Source organism: Allobosea sp. 2RAB26 (genome assembly GCF_052115465.1).
Classification (GTDB): domain Bacteria; phylum Pseudomonadota; class Alphaproteobacteria; order Rhizobiales; family Beijerinckiaceae; genus Allobosea.
Map to the genome: position 1 here is coordinate 205,380 of NZ_JBFRGS010000001.1, position 15,420 is coordinate 220,799.

General features: G+C 64.8%; 13 protein-coding genes. 6 read left to right on the forward strand and 7 right to left on the reverse strand.

Annotated features, from left to right (window positions below):
- Positions 1-46 precede the first annotated feature (46 nt).
- From AB4118_RS00940 to AB4118_RS00950, 3 genes are all read right to left on the reverse strand, one after another.
- Positions 47-1,168 (reverse strand): amino acid ABC transporter permease, encoded by a 1,122-nt coding sequence (locus tag AB4118_RS00940; RefSeq protein ID WP_441487955.1) that lies wholly within the window; start codon positions 1,166-1,168, stop codon positions 47-49.
- Between the two features lies 1 nt (position 1,169).
- Positions 1,170-2,342, reverse strand: coding sequence for an amino acid ABC transporter permease (locus tag AB4118_RS00945; RefSeq protein WP_441487956.1), 1,173 nt, complete (start codon positions 2,340-2,342; stop codon positions 1,170-1,172).
- A gap of 85 nt (positions 2,343-2,427) precedes the next feature.
- Positions 2,428-3,450: an amino acid ABC transporter substrate-binding protein gene (locus AB4118_RS00950; RefSeq protein WP_441487957.1), complete on the reverse strand. Its 1,023-nt coding sequence runs from the start codon at positions 3,448-3,450 to the stop codon at positions 2,428-2,430.
- Positions 3,451-3,760: 310 nt separating this feature from the next.
- Between AB4118_RS00950 and AB4118_RS00955 the strand changes: the two genes are divergently transcribed.
- From AB4118_RS00955 to AB4118_RS00965, 3 genes are all read left to right on the forward strand, one after another.
- The gene (locus AB4118_RS00955) at positions 3,761-5,251 is read left to right on the forward strand and encodes an amidohydrolase family protein (protein ID WP_441487958.1); all 1,491 of its coding nucleotides are present in this window, start codon (positions 3,761-3,763) and stop codon (positions 5,249-5,251) included.
- A 245-nt stretch (positions 5,252-5,496) separates the two neighbouring features.
- A complete protein-coding gene (locus AB4118_RS00960) occupies positions 5,497-6,477 on the forward strand; it encodes an ABC transporter substrate-binding protein (RefSeq protein ID WP_441488336.1) in 981 nt (326 codons plus the stop codon).
- 33 nt (positions 6,478-6,510) lie between these two features.
- Positions 6,511-8,247 (forward strand): cache domain-containing protein, encoded by a 1,737-nt coding sequence (locus AB4118_RS00965; protein WP_441487959.1) that lies wholly within the window; start codon positions 6,511-6,513, stop codon positions 8,245-8,247.
- 722 nt (positions 8,248-8,969) lie between these two features.
- On the opposite strand, the gene AB4118_RS00970 is transcribed toward AB4118_RS00965, so the two are convergent.
- Both AB4118_RS00970 and AB4118_RS00975 read right to left on the reverse strand, forming a co-directional pair.
- Positions 8,970-10,082: a branched-chain amino acid ABC transporter substrate-binding protein gene (locus tag AB4118_RS00970; RefSeq protein ID WP_441488337.1), complete on the reverse strand. Its 1,113-nt coding sequence runs from the start codon at positions 10,080-10,082 to the stop codon at positions 8,970-8,972.
- A 329-nt stretch (positions 10,083-10,411) separates the two neighbouring features.
- A complete protein-coding gene (locus AB4118_RS00975; protein WP_441487960.1) occupies positions 10,412-11,347 on the reverse strand; it encodes a polyprenyl synthetase family protein in 936 nt (311 codons plus the stop codon).
- Between the two features lie 80 nt (positions 11,348-11,427).
- Between AB4118_RS00975 and mtgA the strand changes: the two genes are divergently transcribed.
- Together mtgA and rpmF are read left to right on the forward strand one after the other, a co-directional pair.
- Entirely contained in the window at positions 11,428-12,147 is a 720-nt protein-coding gene (mtgA, locus tag AB4118_RS00980) for a monofunctional biosynthetic peptidoglycan transglycosylase (RefSeq protein ID WP_441487961.1), read from the forward strand.
- Between the two features lie 119 nt (positions 12,148-12,266).
- A complete protein-coding gene (rpmF, locus tag AB4118_RS00985; RefSeq protein ID WP_043233137.1) occupies positions 12,267-12,452 on the forward strand; it encodes a 50S ribosomal protein L32 in 186 nt (61 codons plus the stop codon).
- 196 nt (positions 12,453-12,648) lie between these two features.
- Here rpmF and AB4118_RS00990 read toward each other — a convergent pair whose 3' ends face one another.
- Entirely contained in the window at positions 12,649-12,852 is a 204-nt protein-coding gene (locus tag AB4118_RS00990) for a hypothetical protein (RefSeq protein WP_441487962.1), read from the reverse strand.
- Between the two features lie 177 nt (positions 12,853-13,029).
- Here AB4118_RS00990 and AB4118_RS00995 point away from each other — a divergent pair, with 177 nt between their 5' ends.
- A complete protein-coding gene (locus tag AB4118_RS00995) occupies positions 13,030-14,721 on the forward strand; it encodes an EAL domain-containing protein (protein WP_441487963.1) in 1,692 nt (563 codons plus the stop codon).
- Between the two features lie 95 nt (positions 14,722-14,816).
- Here AB4118_RS00995 and phaR read toward each other — a convergent pair whose 3' ends face one another.
- Positions 14,817-15,413 carry a polyhydroxyalkanoate synthesis repressor PhaR gene (phaR, locus tag AB4118_RS01000; protein WP_441487964.1) on the reverse strand — a complete coding sequence of 199 codons (597 nt, stop codon included), beginning with the start codon at positions 15,411-15,413 and terminating at the stop codon, positions 14,817-14,819.
- Positions 15,414-15,420 lie beyond the last annotated feature (7 nt).

A 15,420-nucleotide genomic window follows, 5' to 3' on the forward strand; every position in this document is an offset into this window, starting at 1 on the left:
ATGTGCCCAGCAAGGCTCTTGTCGCAGGAGGAGCGAGGCAGTCCGGTCAGTGGGCCGGACGGCGATCGTGATCGGTCTTGAGCCGACGCTCAAGGAACCGGCTATAGGACCCCATGCCATAGCTGAACAGGGCATAGACCAGAGCGGCGAACACATATCCCTCGATGACGGCGATCCCCTGCCAGTTCGGGTCGCGCAGCGAGGCGCGGACCGTATCGAGAAAATCGAGGAGGCCGATGATGGTGACCAGCGTGGTGTCCTGGAAGAAGCCGATGAAGATATTGACGAGCGGCGGAATCACGATCTTCAGTGCCTGCGGCAGGATGATCTTGCGCATCGACAGCCAATAGCCGAGCCCGAGCGCCGCAGCGGCTTCGTGCTGGCCCTTCGAGACCGCCTGTAACCCGCCCCTGACGGTCTCCGCGATATAGGCTCCGGCGAAGATGATGATCGCGACCTGTGCCCTCAGCAGCTTGTCGACCGTGAGCCCGTCCGGCATGAACAGCGGCAGCATCACCGAGGCCATGAACAGGATCGAAACCAGCGGCACGCCGCGGACGACCTCGATGAAGATGATGGCGATGACCTGAATCGCCGGCAGCTTCGAGCTGCGTGCCAACGCCAGCACGACACCCAGTGGGAAACCGAACGCCAGGCCCACCGAAGACAGCATGAAGGAGAGCGGCAGGCCACCCCAGTTCGTGGTGCTGACGACAGGCAGGCCGAACACGCCGCCATACATCAGCACGCCGCAGATCACCGGTACGGCCAGCCAGAGCCAAAGCAGTCGCCGCGACCAGAAGCGCGGGATCATCGAAACGATCATGGCGCCGAGAAACAGGATCACGGCGAAGGCCGGCCGCCAGTGTTCGTCATAGGGGTAGAAGCCGAAGATCATGAAGCGCAGCTTCGCCGCCAGGAACGGCCAGCAAGCCCCGGCCCCGACCTTGCACGCCTGCGGCCCGCCTTCGAGCACCGCGCGCGTCACGAGCCAGCCCCAGGCTCCCGTGACCAGGCGATAGATCAGCCACAGGCAGGCCAGTGTGATGACGGCATTGATCGGCGTGCCCAGAAAGGGCTTCAACCGGGCGGTCAATTCGCGTCCGCGCGGCGGCGGCAGGTCCGCCCGCGCGAGGTTGAGTGTTTCCATTTCAGCGGCGCTGACCATCTCAGCGCTCCACCAGGGCGACGCGGGCGTTGTACCAGTTCATGAACAGGGAGATCGTGATCGACATGCTGAGATAGACCAGCATGAAGATGGCGATGCCCTCGATCGCTTGTCCCGTCTGGTTCATCGTGGTGTTGGAAACCATCACGAGATCGGGGTAGCCGATGGCAATGGCGAGCGATGAGTTCTTGAAGGTCGACAGATAGGAACTGGTCAGCGGGGGCACGATCACGCGTAGCGCCTGCGGCAGCACGACGAGCCGCATGGTCTGACGGTCATGCAAACCCACGGCACGCGCGGCTTCCCATTGGCCGCGCCCGACCGAAAGGATGCCGGCGCGCACGATCTCCGCGATTCCGGCCGAGGCCGAGAGGCCGAGCCCGACCAGCAATGCCGTGAATTCCGGGGTGACCTGAACACCGCCGGTGATGCGGAACCGGCCCTTTTCCGGCCAGTTGATCACGAAATCAGGCTGCAGCAGCAGGATCGCGAGCAGTGGAGGACCAAGAAGGGCGGCGACGATGATCGGCCATCCCGTCTGGTTCTGTCCGGAGGCGACGCGCCTGCTGCGCAGCCTGGATGCCACGAAGAATGCCAGTACGATGCCGGCGATCACCGCCGCGAGGACGCCAGTATGCGCGGAAGACCAACGCAGTGACGGAACGATCAGCCCGCCATTGCTGAGGAAGACCTCGGGCAATGGCTGCCAGGCTTCGCGGACAGGCGGGAAGACCGCGACGATGAGCGCATACCAGAGGAATAGATAGAGAAGCAGCGGCACATTGCGCAGCGCTTCGACATAGATCAGTGCCAGAAAGGCCAGAAGTGGATTGCGCGACAGCCGGGCTATGCCGACGATCAGACCGAGCAGCGTCGAAACGGTGACCGCGAAGATCGACACCCAGATCGTGTTGAAGATGCCGACGAGCAGGGCGCGCGCGTAGGTATCGCCGGAATCATAGCGGATGAAGGACTGGCTGATGACGAAGCCGGCCGGGCGCGAGAGATAGTCAAATCCGGTCGCAATGTTCTGTTCCGCCAACTTGCGCGAGACATTGCCGAACAGATAGAGCCCGACACCGACGACGAGCGCAACGGCGACGACCTGATAGAGCACGGCGCGCACGCGCACGTCATAGAGCAGCCGCACCGGACTGGATGCAGAGGAAGCCATCGAGCTGTTCCGGTCTGGAGTGCCGCCGGCAACAGGGCGCTGCCGGCGGTCTCAGTTCAATCGAGGGAACGCACGTTGGCTGTGATCACCGGAACGGTGGCGAATAGAGCAGACCGCCCTTGTTCCAGAGCTGGTTGGGGCCACGGCTCAGGCCAAGCGCGGTCTTCTCGCCGAGGCTGCGCTCGAAGATTTCGCCGTAATTGCCGTTCTGCTTGATGATGTTATAGGCCCATTTGTTGTCGAGATTCAGCATCTTGCCGAGATCGCCATTGACGCCCAGCATGCGCTGGATCTCGGGATCCTTGCTCTTCAGCTGCTCGTCGACATTGGCCTGGGTGATGCCGTATTCCTCAGCCGCGATCAGCGTATTGACCGACCAGGAGACGATGTCCTTCCAGTTGCTGTCGTTCTGGCGAACGACGGGTGCGAGCGGCTCCTTCGAGATCGTTTCGGGCAGGATGACGAACTGCTTGGGATCATTCGCAACGGCGCGGACCGAAGCAAGGTCGGAGCGGTCGGTGGTGATGACGTCGCAGCGGCCTGAGAAGAAGGCGTTGCGCCACTCATTGTTGTCCTCGAAGACCACGGCCTCGTATTTGATGTTGCGCGGCTTGAAATAGTCCTCGAGATTCTGGAGCGTCGTCGTGCCGGGCAGCAGGCAGATCGCTGCCTGTGAAAGCTCCGACGCGCTCTTCACGCCGAGTTTGGTCGAGACCATCAAGCCTTGGCCGTCATAGAAAACGATCGGCGCGAAATCGAGCCCGAGCGAGTTGTCACGCGAGAAGGTCATGGTCGTCTGGCGCGACAACACGTCGATCTCGCCGGACTGCAGGGCCTGGAAGCGGATATTGGTGTTGAGCGGGACGAATTCGACCTTGTCGGGCGCGCCGAACACAGCAGAGGACACTGCCCGGCAAACATCGGTATCGAATCCCTGACGCACGCCCTTGTCGTCAGCATAGGAGTAGCCCGCGGAACTTGGCGAAACACCGCAAAGGACCTTGCCACGCTTCTTCACGGCATCGAGCGTCGCCTGTGCCGAGGCCGGACCCGCAAATACGGCGAGTGCGGCGGCGGCGATCCCGAGCGCAGCAATTTTATTGATCATTTTCGGCATTGTTCACTCCCCTAGGCCCGCCTTTTTTCCGGCGTGTAGTAACGAGCCTATTTGTGCTGGAAAACAACTTCAAGTGTCCTGATCAGCACAGTCGTCATGCGATGGGACCCGGTTCACAACACTGCCATCGGAGTGCTGCAATCGCAGAGCGTGCGTCAGGCACCGGTGAAGGACGCCATCCCGGAACATGCGAGACCAAGGGACCGCGATGGCTTTCGTGAATCCGCAGTGAGCTGATGCGTTTTCTGCAAGGCACGGCGCAGAATGCCGTTCCGCAACACATTCGAGGGGGGATCACGGGATGAATGACGGCAAGGGACAGGCCGGCAACGGGCAGGTTGGGACGACGGTTATCCGGAACTGCGACTGGATCGTCGCGTGGGACGCTTCCACATCCTCCCATGTCTATCTGCAGAATGCGGATTTCGCCTTCGCCGGCAATGAGATCACCCATGTCGGGCCGGGCTATCTCGGATCGGCGGATGTCGAGCATGACGGCCGCGGCGTGATGCTCATGCCCGGCTTCGTCGACATTCACAGCCATACTGGCCATGAGCCGGGCTGGAAGGGCATGCTCGAGGAATTGGGGAGCAAGCGCCTGGGGCAAAGCTCGCTCTACGAGTTCATGCCGGTCTTCAACATCGGTCCGAAATATGCCCGTCATGCCTGCCGGGTCGCGACATCGGAACTGCTGCGGAGCGGCGTGACCACGATCTGCGATCTCGCCGCCCCCCGCGAAGACTGGGTTGGCGATTATGAGGTCACGGGTATTCGCGCCGTTCTCTGGGCGATGCATCGCTCGGGGGCCTGGCGTACGAGCAATGGCCACTCCGTCGAGTATGACCTGGATACGGAACGCGGGGACCGGCTGCTGCTGGAGGCCATCAAGGTGGCCGACGAAGCAAACAAGCATCCGAGTGGCCGGATCAGCGGATATTTCGGGCCCGCGCAGATCGATACCTGCACCGAAGGGCAGATTCTCGGTGCACTTGAAGCCGCACGCGAGCGTGGCCAGCCGATCCAGATCCATGCCGCACAGAGCATTGTCGAATTCCAGGAGATCGTGCGTCGCACCGGCTGCACGCCGATTGAATGGCTCGACAAGATCGGTGCGCTTGGTCCCGACACCGTGATCGGGCACTGCATCTTCCTCAACGATCATCCATGGCTGCATTGGCCGCAGGGCAACGACTTCGAACGGCTTGTGCGGAGCGGCGCACAGGTCGCCCATTGCCCCGTCGTCTTCGCGCGTCGGGGCATCGCGCTGAATACGCTCGCCCGCTATGTCGATGCGGGAGTTCCGGTCGGCATCGGCACCGACAGCTTTCCGCACAACATGCTGGATGAGTTGCGGATGGCTTGTTACGCCGGGCGCATCGTTGCGGGGAGCTTCACCGCAGCGCCGACATCCTATGCCTTCAGTGCCGCCACCAATGTCGGCGCCGACATCATTCGCAGGCCCGATCTCGGCCGCCTGGCCATCGGCTGCAAGGCCGATTTCTCGATCGTCGACATGACGAACCCTTACATGCAGCCTGACTACGATCCGATCCGCAGCATCGTCTATTCCGCAAATGACCGGGCAATCCGAGACGTTTACGTGGATGGGCGACAGGTCGTCGCCAACGGGCAGGTGCTCCACTTCGACATCGGAAACGATATCGAGATGCTGCGCCAGGGGCAGCGGGACGTGATCAAGACGGCGAGCGAGCGGGATTGGGCCGGACGGGAAATCGAGGAGCTGACGCCGCGCGTCTATAAGATCAAGCATCCCGATCGCACGGACGGCTAGCTTCCCAGACATCGCAGAGGGGAGGGAGGCGAGGGCGAACTTGCCGCCATCCCATGCCGGCGGCGGTGAGTTCGGTTGGGCGGCTCGATGTCGCTCAACCGGCTTTGCAGCGTCGGTCGCGCGGCTATGCTGCGGCCGAGTGATTGAGGTAACATCGAGCGCTTCATGCCGACTGGCGATGTTGGTTGGAAGGAGAGACGGCGTTGCGTTTCATGCCCTCCGTCTGTGCCGAGGCCGCTGGCCGAATGAGGCGACGCGATTTCGTCGCGCTCGCCGGTGCAGCGATGGCGTGGACCCTCCCGGCTCGCGCGCAACAGCCGGCTATGCCGGTCATCGGGTATCTCGGCTCCGAATCCCCCGGGCCCTATGCGAGCCGCCTCCGGGCCTTTCGTGAAGGCCTCGCGGAAGCCGGATTTGTCGAGGGGCGCAATCTCGCGATCGAGTATCGGTGGGCGGAGGGCCAGTATCGCCAACTGCCCGCCCTCGCGATGGATCTCGTCAATCGTCAGGTGACGGTGATCGTGGCGCCGGGCGGCGCCGAGGTCGCGCTCGCGGCAAAATCGGCGACGACGACGATCCCGATCGTCTTTGAGATGGGAGGAGACCCCATTGCGCTGGGCGTCGTGGACAGCCTGTCCCGGCCGGGAGGCAATCTCACGGGGGTGTCGAGCCTCAGCGTGGAGGTCTCGCGCAAGCGGCTGGAGTTCATGCACGAGCTGCTTCCTGGTGCCGGGAGCCTTTCCGTTGCCGTCAACCCGACCAGCCCGACTTCGAACTCGCAAGTGAAGAATCTTCAGGTCGCGGCGGACAGTCTTGGTCTGCAGCTTCGTGTCCTGACGGCCAGCACCGAACAGGAATTCGACGGCATGTTCAGGACCGTGTCTCAGATGCGGCCGGGCGGTCTCGTCTTCACCTCCGACCCCTATTTTGCCTATCGCAGTCAGCGGCTTGCCGTCCTCGCAGTCGAGCACGCGGTGCCGGCTGTCACCCAATCCCGTGACTTTCCGATCGCCGGCGGGCTGATGAGCTATGGCGGTGATTTCGAGCAATCGCACCGTCACGCCGGCACCTATGCCGGCCGTATCATCAAGGGCGAAAAGCCCTCCGAACTCCCGGTCCAGCGCGTGACCAAGGTCGAGATGTTCATCAACCTGAAGGCCGCCAATTCTCTGGGCCTATCATTCCCGCCTTCGCTGCTGAGCAGCGCCGACGGGGTGATCGAATGACCCGGCCGGTGAGCCGGCGCGTGAGCTAGCACGGTGTCCCATTCGCCCGACGTCCCCCGAACCTCGCTGTTCAGGAAGTATTTTCTCGCCCTGTTCGCGGCGGTCGCCCTGCCGCTTCTGATCGCGGGTGGGAGCGAAGCCTGGTTCGGCTATCACGACCAGCGCGCCAGGCTGAACGACCTGCTCGATGCAGAAGCCCGAGGCGCGGCGGCGAAGATCCAGGATTTCATGGAAGGAATTCGCGATCAGCTTGGATGGATGGTGCAATTGCCGTGGTCGGAGAATACCGACGAGCGGCGCAGGCTCGACGCCTTGCGCCTGTTGCGCCAGGTCCCCGCCGTGGTCAGCCTCCGCCTCATCGACGCTGCCGGCAAGGAACGCCTGTTCGTGTCGCGCATCGGCCTGAACAGGGTCGAGAGCGGCGAGGACCACTCGGCGAATCCGGCGGTGGCGGGAGCCCGCTCGGGGCGGGTCTGGTTTGGGCCGGTGACGTTCTATGGCGGCTCGGAACCATTCATGACGGTCTCGGTCGCCGGCAATCGCTCGGCGGTCGGAGTGGCGGTCGCGGAGGTCAATCTCAAGTTCATCTGGGATGTGATCTCGGCGATAAGGGTGGGGCGAACCGGCGAGGCGTTCGTGCTCGACCAGCCGGGGCGCCTTGTCGCTCATCCCGATATCAGCCTGGTGCTGCGTGCCGACGAAGCCGCAACGCAACCGCTTCAGGCCTTGCGGGCCGCCATGCTGGCGCGCCCCGGCCAAGCGATCACCGGGCAGGATATCGCGCGAAACACGGTGCTGGCCGCCATGGCGCCGATCCCCGGCGTCGATTGGAGCGTCATCGTAAAGCAGCCCGTGACTGAGGCATTCCGCCGGATCAACGCCGCACTTTGGCGCACCGGGGTGCTGCTCATTGCGGGAACGGCCCTTGCGGCGGTGCTTGCCTATTGGCTGACGCAGCGCATGGTCGGGCCGATACGGCTCCTGGAGGAGGGCGTCGCGCAGATCGGCGCAGGGCAGTTCGACCACCGGATCAGCCTGGGCACGGGCGACGAGTTCGAGCGGCTAGCCACCCGGTTCAATGAGATGGCCGGTGAATTGGCCGTGTCCCAGGAACGCTCCGAACGCATCAGCCGGCTCCGGCGCTTTCTCGCGCCGCAAGTGGCCGAACTCGTCGACCGTACGGGGGATGACGGCGTGCTCGACGGACGACGCGTCGAGGTCGTCGTGGTCTTCTGCGATTTGCGCGGCTTCACCGCCTTCTCGGCGCAGGCTGAGCCCGAAACCGTGATGGGCGTGCTCGGCGAGTACTACGGCGCCATCGAAGCGGTGGTCAGCGCGCATGGGGCGACGCTGATGGGCTTTTCCGGGGACGGAGCGATGGTCCTGGTCAACGCGCCGGTTTCCTGCCCTGACCCGGCCCTGCGCGCCGTCACCATGGCGAGCGACATGCAAATGAGCGTGCAGAAACTTCTGGTCGGATGGCGCAGCCGGGGCCACCAGCTTGGCTTTGGCGTGGGGCTGGCCATGGGGCCGGCCACGGTCGGGCGGATCGGCTCGGAAGGCCGCCTCGATTACGCTGCGATCGGCAACGTCACGAACCTGGCATCGCGCTTATGCGCGAGCGCCCGGGATTCCGAGATCCTGATCGATCGCGTCGCGGCCCGCGCGGTTGGTTCCAGCGTGCCGCTGGCTGAGCTGGATCCGCGGAGTCTGAAAGGGTTCGACCAACCCGTTCCCGTCTTCGCCGTTGTCTTCGGCATCGGACATTAGATCATCGGACCAGATATCGTATCCGATCCGATGATCTAACCATCCGGGATGGCATCGGCTTTCCCGAAAACCGCAATCCACCTTTCGGGCCGATGCCTTAGGTGCCGGCGGCGCCGCTCGTGGAGCAGATTGGCTCCTGATAGCGCGCCGGCGACGATGGCCGTTGATCAGGGACAAACATATCCGGTTGGGTCCGGGACGCAGCGCGCGCCCGTGGGCAGTATCAATGCGCCGCGTGGATCCCGCCGGACATAATCGCCGTTGGGCAGCTGGAAACCGCCGCTTTGGTCGGGTGTCACGCGCGTGCCGTCAGGCAGGACGAAGTCGCTGCCCGACCTCATGATGCGCTTCTCGGGCGTGCTGTCCGGCACGATAACCTGACGCACTGGCGTCGGGCTGCATGCTGTGAGTGCGGTGACGCAGAGTAGCGTCGCAAATGGCGTCCTGATCATGAGGCATTGTTGCCGGAGGACGGAACCGAGCGCAAGGCGGATGCTCCCGCATTGCTGCCGACGAAGTCCGAGGTTGTTGTGATTGTCCAGCTCCACTCCCCACTCCCCTTCAATCATGGGTTGAGGCAGGCAATGTTCGGCGCGCGGCCCCGGCCCTGGAAGAGCCTGGCGCAGAGCGTCGAGCTGGCAGGGGCATCGGGATCAACGAGGAAGTCAGGCGGTGGCGCGAAGAAGGCACGGGTTTGCCGTCTTCGCGCCCGAACCTGCTCGTTATTCCACGGCGACGATCTTGCCGCCCTCCCATTTGAACATCGAGAACGCCGGCGAGCTGAGATCGCCATTCTTGTCATAGGCCAGCTTGCCGATGGCGGTGGTGATGGGCCCTCCGGACTTCAGCGCTGTCGCGACTGCGGCGGCATTGGTGGCCTTGCCGGCTTTCTCGATGCCGGCCTTCAGCACTTCGACCGCGGCATAGGCATTGAGCGTGAAGGCTTCCGGCGGGATACCCTTGTCCTTGAGAACTTTGACCGCTTCCGCGGAGTCGGGGTTCTTCAGCGCATCTGTCGCGTTGGTGAAGAGTGCGCCTGCCGCCGTCTCATTGGCGATCGCCCAGAACTCCGTGTTGGAAAGCCCCTCGCCGCCGATGATGGTGGCCTTGAGCCCGGCGTCGCGAAGCTGCCGGGCGAGGAGACCACCTTCCGGATGGTAGCCGCCGAAATAGATCAGGTCGATATTGGCGGCCTTGAGACGCGTGGTGATGGCCGAGAGATCCTTTTCGGCCGGTGTCAGCGACAGGTAGAGCGCCTCGTTCAGGCCGCCGGCGTTGATCCCCTTCTTGAAGGCATCCGCGAGGCCTTTGCCGTAGGTGCCCTTGTCGTGGATGACCGCAATCCGCTTGTCCCTGAGATTCTTCAGGACATAGTTGGCGGCGACCTCGGCCTGCTGATCATCGCGGCCGCATGTCCGCAGAACATTGGTCAGCCCACGGGTGGTGAGTGACGGCGCCGTAGCTGTCGGCGTGACCATCAGCACGCCGTTCTCGGCAAAGACATCGGACGCGGGAATCGCGACGCCCGACGTCACCGGCCCGACAACGAAGCGCACCTTGTCCCCGACCAGCAGATTGGCGGCCGAAACGCCCTGCTTGGGATCACCGGCATCATCGGCAAGCTTGAGCACCAGCTTCTCGCCGAGCACGCCGCCCTTCTTGTTGATGGCGTCGATCGCCGCCTCTGCGCCGTTTCGCACCTGGTCGCCATAGGCAGCGACCGGACCCGTCAGTGGCGCGATGAGGCCGATGACGATATCGGCCCGTGCGGCCGGCGCCGAGGCGAGCAGCGTGGCAGCAAACGCCGCACTGACGAAGAACTTGAACTTGCTCATCACAATCCTCTCCTCAACTGGCTCGCAGTTCCTGTCCTGGATGCGAGCCTTCGTGGTGAAGCGGTCGAATACCCTGCCACTGCGCGGGGAGGCCGGGCAGGGGCGAAACGTGCATAGAGATCGCTCGCGGGTTTTATAGGGCAGCAGGCCTGCCTGCGGCACTGCGCCCGCCAGGTGGGGTGGGTGTCAAAATTGCCGGGTCGGCCGGGCGAGCGGCTGCCCTCCGTCCGTGGGCATGTCCTGCGGCGCAGAGTCCATGCCGAATGCGGAGCTGCATGCCGCCGCCCCACGCAAAACTGCGTGTATGTCATCGCTGCGGAGCTCGGGCCCTAGTTCTGCCGCGTCGCTGCGAACCATGCCGCAGCCCGCAGCATCGCGGCCTCCTCGCCAAAACCCGACAGGGCCGCGACGGCCTCCTCGCAGAGCCGGTCGCGCTCGCGCTTGGCGCCGGCGAGACCGAGCGCACTGATCAGGGTCGCCTTGCCCTTGTCCTGGTCCTTGGCCGTGGCCTTGCCCATCTGCTCCTGGCTCGCCTCGACGTCGAGGACGTCGTCGGCCACCTGGAAGGTGGCGCCGACTGCCCGGCCGTATTGCCCAAGCGCGGCAAGGGCGGCCTCATCGGCGCCGCCGAGGCGCGCACCGATCTCGACGCTGGCCGCCAGCAGCGCCCCCGTCTTCATCGCCTGCAGTCGACGAATTTCGTTCTCGGCCAACGCGTTCGAGCCCGGGTCGAAGCGTCCCTCCGCCGCGAGATCGAACATCTGGCCGCCGACCATGCCGCCGAGCCCGGACGCCCGGGCGAGGCAAAGCACCAGCGCCGCGCGGACCGCACCCGACTCGTGGGTGGCTGGGTCGGCAAGGACCTCGAAGGCGAGCGTCTGCAGCGCATCCCCGGCCAGGATCGCGGTTGCCTCGTCGAAGGCCCTGTGGACCGTCGGTCGTCCGCGGCGCAGATCGTCATCATCCATCGAAGGCAGGTCGTCATGGACGAGCGAATAGCAATGCAGCAGCTCGACGGCTGCGCCGGCTCGCAAGGCCTGCGCTTCGCTGGCCCCGAAGAGCAGTGCCGTCTCGACCGTCAGGAAGGGCCGCAGGCGCTTGCCACCGCCGAGCGCGCCATGGCGCATGGCCGCGAGCAGCCGTTCGGGGCGCGCGATCTCGCCCGCTCCCGGAACAGCCTGGAGCAGACCGTCGAGGAGGGCCTCGATCGCATCGGCCGTCTGTGAAAGACGGGCCGGAAGGGCGTCATCTGCGGCGGAACTCATGCGCTGATCTCGCGTTCGCAACGGTGGCGGGGGCTTGCCGGATGGGGGCGGGATCGTCAAGTTGCGGGGGCATGGCGGTCATGGCGGGTCACGAGCAAACGCGGCGGCGAGGAATTGTCGGCCGCGCATTGGGGTGGTGTTTTCGCATCCTCATCGGGCTCGCCGTTGTCCTGGCGCTCGGGCTGCTGATCTTTCGGTTCATGCCCGCTCCCTCGACGCTGATGCTCGCGCGCTGGCTGAGCTTTCAGCCGGTGGAACGGCAATGGGTGCCGCTCACGCAGATTTCGCCTTCGCTGATCCGCGCCGTCATCGCCGCCGAGGACCAGCGCTTCTGCAGCCATTCTGGCGTCGACTGGATCGAGCTCAACGCCGTGCTCGATGATGAGGATGGCCCGAGCCGCGGCGCTTCGACGCTGACCATGCAGACGGCTAAGAACGTCTTTCTCTGGCCGGGGCGCTCCTATCTGCGCAAGGCGCTCGAGATTCCGCTCGCGCTCGTGATCGACTTCGCCTGGCCGAAACAGCGGATCATCGAGGTCTATCTCAACGTCGCCGAGTGGGGCGATGGCGTTTTCGGCGCGGAAGCCGCCGCCCAACGCCATTTCCGCAAGCCTGCCGCCCGCCTGAACACTGGCGAGGCTGCACGGCTCGCCGGTGCGCTGCCGAATCCGATCCTGCGCAATCCCGCCAAGCCGAGCCGCGGCCTGCAATCGGCGAGCGGGCGAATCCAGCGCCGTATGGCGCAGCTCGGATCGCTTGGGGATTGCGCCGTGCCTTCCGGCATGAAAGATGTCGATTAGGCCTAGTCATCCCCTCTGCGAGCGTGTATGGCCATCGCCTCACGAGATTGATCCGTCGTCGTGGCGGTGGCGTGGCTCTGCGGCCTGCGCTTCCGGACGGCGGCACGATGGAGAGTACAATGGCCGTTCCGAAGAGAAAGACTTCGCCGTCGAAGCGCGGCATGCGCCGCTCCGCCGACGCGCTGAAGCAGCCCACCTATATCGAAGACAAGAACTCCGGCGAACTGCGCCGTCCGCACCATGTCGATCTGAAGAGCGGCATGTATCGCGGTCGCCAGGTGCTGAAGGCCAAGACCGAGGCCTGAGCCCCGGTTGTAGGCTTGCGAGTCTAGGAGCCGGCCGCGAGGCCGGCTTTTTCTTTGGCCAGTTTCCGCCGGCGCCTGCCAGGCCCTCTGCCGAGGAGCGATCTGTGATCGCGTCTCGATGGATGTCTCCGGTGCGGCTTCCGGATGATCCATCGGGACACCGCTGTCATGCGGCTCCTCGGCAGAGGGTCTGGCCTCACGCGACCAGGCGCTGCCGCTTCCTTCCGGCGTGCTGTGCCTGGGCCTCGTAGCGCCGCGCCGCGACCTGCGGCGTCTCGCGCGCCCGGCGCGCGAACGGACCGATTTCGGCGTGACTGGCCGCGATCTGCAGCAGCAGCAGCATCGTCGATGCCTCGGGAAGCGCCAGGTGGCTTCTCGCCCCGTATTGCTGATCCCGCATGTGCCACTCCGGAACGCTAGGGTTGCGCTGGAGGGAAAGTTGCAATCCAGGGGCCGGCCTTAACCGGGCGTTAAGCCAGAAACCTGCATCGTTTCGAAACATCTCCCGATCTCGTTCGGCCAGGACGGCACGACGCCAAAGGTGTCCCGCGGCCTGCGCCTCTAAGGCCCTGCACCGATGCCTGCGCCATCGATCCTGAGTACCCGTGACGAAACGATCGTCGACCCGCGCAGCCTGCTCTCCTCGATCGGCGAGGTGGTCTACAGCTGGGACATCGCCAGCGATTCGCTGAACTGGGGTCCGAACGCCGCCGAGGTTCTGGGACCGATTCCGGTAGCTGCGATGAGCCGCGGTCTCGCTTTCGCCGGGCTGGTGGAGCCGGGTAGCGGCCGCAGTCGCTACGACGCGATCTTCTCGACCGGCGGACAGGACCATGGCGAAGGTGCGATCTACCGCACCCGCTACGCAGCCGATCTCGGCGGCCGCAAGATGTGGATCGAGGATGCCGGCCGCTGGTTCGTCGGCATCGACGGCCAGCCTGCCATGGCGCGCGGCGTGCTGCGCATCGAGCGCTCTGTGCGGCCCGACGAGCTTACCGCGCAGAGTCGCGACGTCTGTGACCGCGGAGCGCTGGTCGAGCGCCTCGAAACATCGCTGCAGGAGCATCTCGCGGCGGAGCGACCGGTCGTCGTGCTGATCGCGGCGATCGACGAACTCGCGCGTCTCAACGATGATTTCGGCCATGAGGCCACCGATGAGATCATCGGCGTGGTCCAGGAAAGGCTGCGCTCGGTGATGCGCCGACGCGACCATCTGCTGCGCTATTCCAGCAATCGCTTCGCCATCCTGCTCGCAGGCTGTCCGCAGAACCAGATCGAGCCGGCGGCGCGGCGCTTCATCAAGGCCGTCGCACAGTCCGCGATCGAGACCGGGCGCGGCATTGCGCTGGTGCGTCTGCGCGTCGGGGCGGCCGTCGCGCCGGATCTCTCGCGCCATGCCGGTACGCTGGTCTCGGCCGCTGAGAACGCCCTTGCCGGCGCCAAGGCGGGCGCGGTCGATACCGTCGTCATCGCACGTCAGCGCGAGTTGCGTGAGCCGGCGCCGGACCACAGCGGATTCGATATCCAGGCCCTCGCGGCACTGAACGAACGCCGCGTCCGGCTGGCGCTGCAATCCGTCGTGGAGGCCAGAACGCGCGAGGTTGCCTTCCACGAAGCGCTGCTGCGGGTCGGCCATGGATCGGAAGGGCTGTTCTTCTCGGCGGCAGAGCTGATTCCGCTGCTCGAGCGGCGCGGGCTCGTCCGGCTCTTCGATCACCGCGTGCTTGAGCTCGCCGTCGAAATGCTCGCGGCCGATCCGAACATGACGCTCTCGATCAACGTCTCGCCGCGCTCGCTCGGCGATCCGGAATGGCTCGACGCCTTCCTGGCCTGCACCCGCTCATCCCGCGGCCTCGCCGGGCGGCTGATCGTCGAGATCACGGAGACTGCGACGATCGAGGATCCGCGCCGCCTGGCCCGCCTGCTCGGCAAGATCAAGGATCAGGGCGCACGCATCGCGATCGACGATTTCGGCGCCGGCCACACCTCGCTGCGGCATCTGCGCGCCTTCCCGATCGACATCCTGAAGCTGGACGGCGCCTTCACGCAGAACCTGCGACGTTCGACCGATGACCGCTTCTACGTCCGCACGCTGATCGACCTCGCCCGCCATCTCATGGTCGACACCGTCGCCGAATGGGTCGATGACGAGTTGCAGGCGACCATGCTCACCGATTGGGGCGTGACCTATCTGCAGGGGCATCTCGTCGGCAAGGCCGAACTCTGGCAGCCTGCGGTGCCCTCAGAGCTGCATCGGGCGGTGGGCTGAGCCGAGGCAGGGAGCGGTCTCGGGCAAGCGATCAGTCCGAGACACTCTTGATCAGGACCTGCCCGGGGCAAGCCCAGGCCTGGGGCATTGCCCGCTCACTTCGTCTTGGCGAGCTTGTCCAGCCGGTCGCGCATCTCGGAGAGTTCCCGCTTCAGGTCGCCGAGTTCGTCGCCTTTGCCGGCGGCTGGCGCTGCATCGCCCTTCGGCTGGCCGGAGGTTGCCGCGGCAGCAAAGGGGTTGAACAGCCGGAAGGCTTCCGTGAACATCGCCATATTGGCGCGGGTCTGGGCCTGTATCGCGTCCAGCCCGGTGCCGCCAAAGGCGCCGCCGGTAAAGGCCTTGCCCATCATGTCGCGGAACTGGTTCTGGTCCTTCGTGAGATTCTCCATGGAGAACTCGAGATAGCGCGGCACCAATGCCTGCATGCTGTCGCCGTAGAAGCGGATCAACTGGCGCAGGAAGGTAATCGGCAGCAGATTCTGCCCGTCCTTGCTCTCTTCGTCGAAGATGATCTGGGCCAGCACGGAGCGCGTGATGTCCTCGCCGGATTTGGCGTCGTAGACCACGAAGTCCTCTCCGCCGCGGACCAGGCCCGCCAGATCCTCGAGGGTGACGTAGGAGCTCGTGCCCGTGTGATACAACCTGCGATTGGCGTATTTCTTGATGACTGTCGGTTCTTTTTCGCTGGCCATCATACCC

Excerpts from the sequence above, each read along its gene's own strand:
- rpmF (WP_043233137.1), top strand. The coding sequence starts at position 12,267 with ATGGCCGTTCCGAAGAGAAAGACTTCGCCGTCGAAGCGCGGCATGCGC.
- AB4118_RS00940 (WP_441487955.1), bottom strand. The coding sequence starts at position 1,168 with ATGGTCAGCGCCGCTGAAATGGAAACACTCAACCTCGCGCGGGCGGAC.
- phaR (WP_441487964.1), bottom strand. The coding sequence starts at position 15,413 with ATGGCCAGCGAAAAAGAACCGACAGTCATCAAGAAATACGCCAATCGC.
- AB4118_RS00970 (WP_441488337.1), bottom strand. The coding sequence starts at position 10,082 with ATGAGCAAGTTCAAGTTCTTCGTCAGTGCGGCGTTTGCTGCCACGCTG.
- AB4118_RS00950 (WP_441487957.1), bottom strand. The coding sequence starts at position 3,450 with ATGATCAATAAAATTGCTGCGCTCGGGATCGCCGCCGCCGCACTCGCC.
- AB4118_RS00990 (WP_441487962.1), bottom strand. The coding sequence starts at position 12,852 with ATGCGGGATCAGCAATACGGGGCGAGAAGCCACCTGGCGCTTCCCGAG.
- mtgA (WP_441487961.1), top strand. The coding sequence starts at position 11,428 with ATGGCGGGTCACGAGCAAACGCGGCGGCGAGGAATTGTCGGCCGCGCA.
- AB4118_RS00960 (WP_441488336.1), top strand. The coding sequence starts at position 5,497 with ATGAGGCGACGCGATTTCGTCGCGCTCGCCGGTGCAGCGATGGCGTGG.
- AB4118_RS00975 (WP_441487960.1), bottom strand. The coding sequence starts at position 11,347 with ATGAGTTCCGCCGCAGATGACGCCCTTCCGGCCCGTCTTTCACAGACG.
- AB4118_RS00955 (WP_441487958.1), top strand. The coding sequence starts at position 3,761 with ATGAATGACGGCAAGGGACAGGCCGGCAACGGGCAGGTTGGGACGACG.
- AB4118_RS00945 (WP_441487956.1), bottom strand. The coding sequence starts at position 2,342 with ATGGCTTCCTCTGCATCCAGTCCGGTGCGGCTGCTCTATGACGTGCGC.
- AB4118_RS00995 (WP_441487963.1), top strand. The coding sequence starts at position 13,030 with ATGCCTGCGCCATCGATCCTGAGTACCCGTGACGAAACGATCGTCGAC.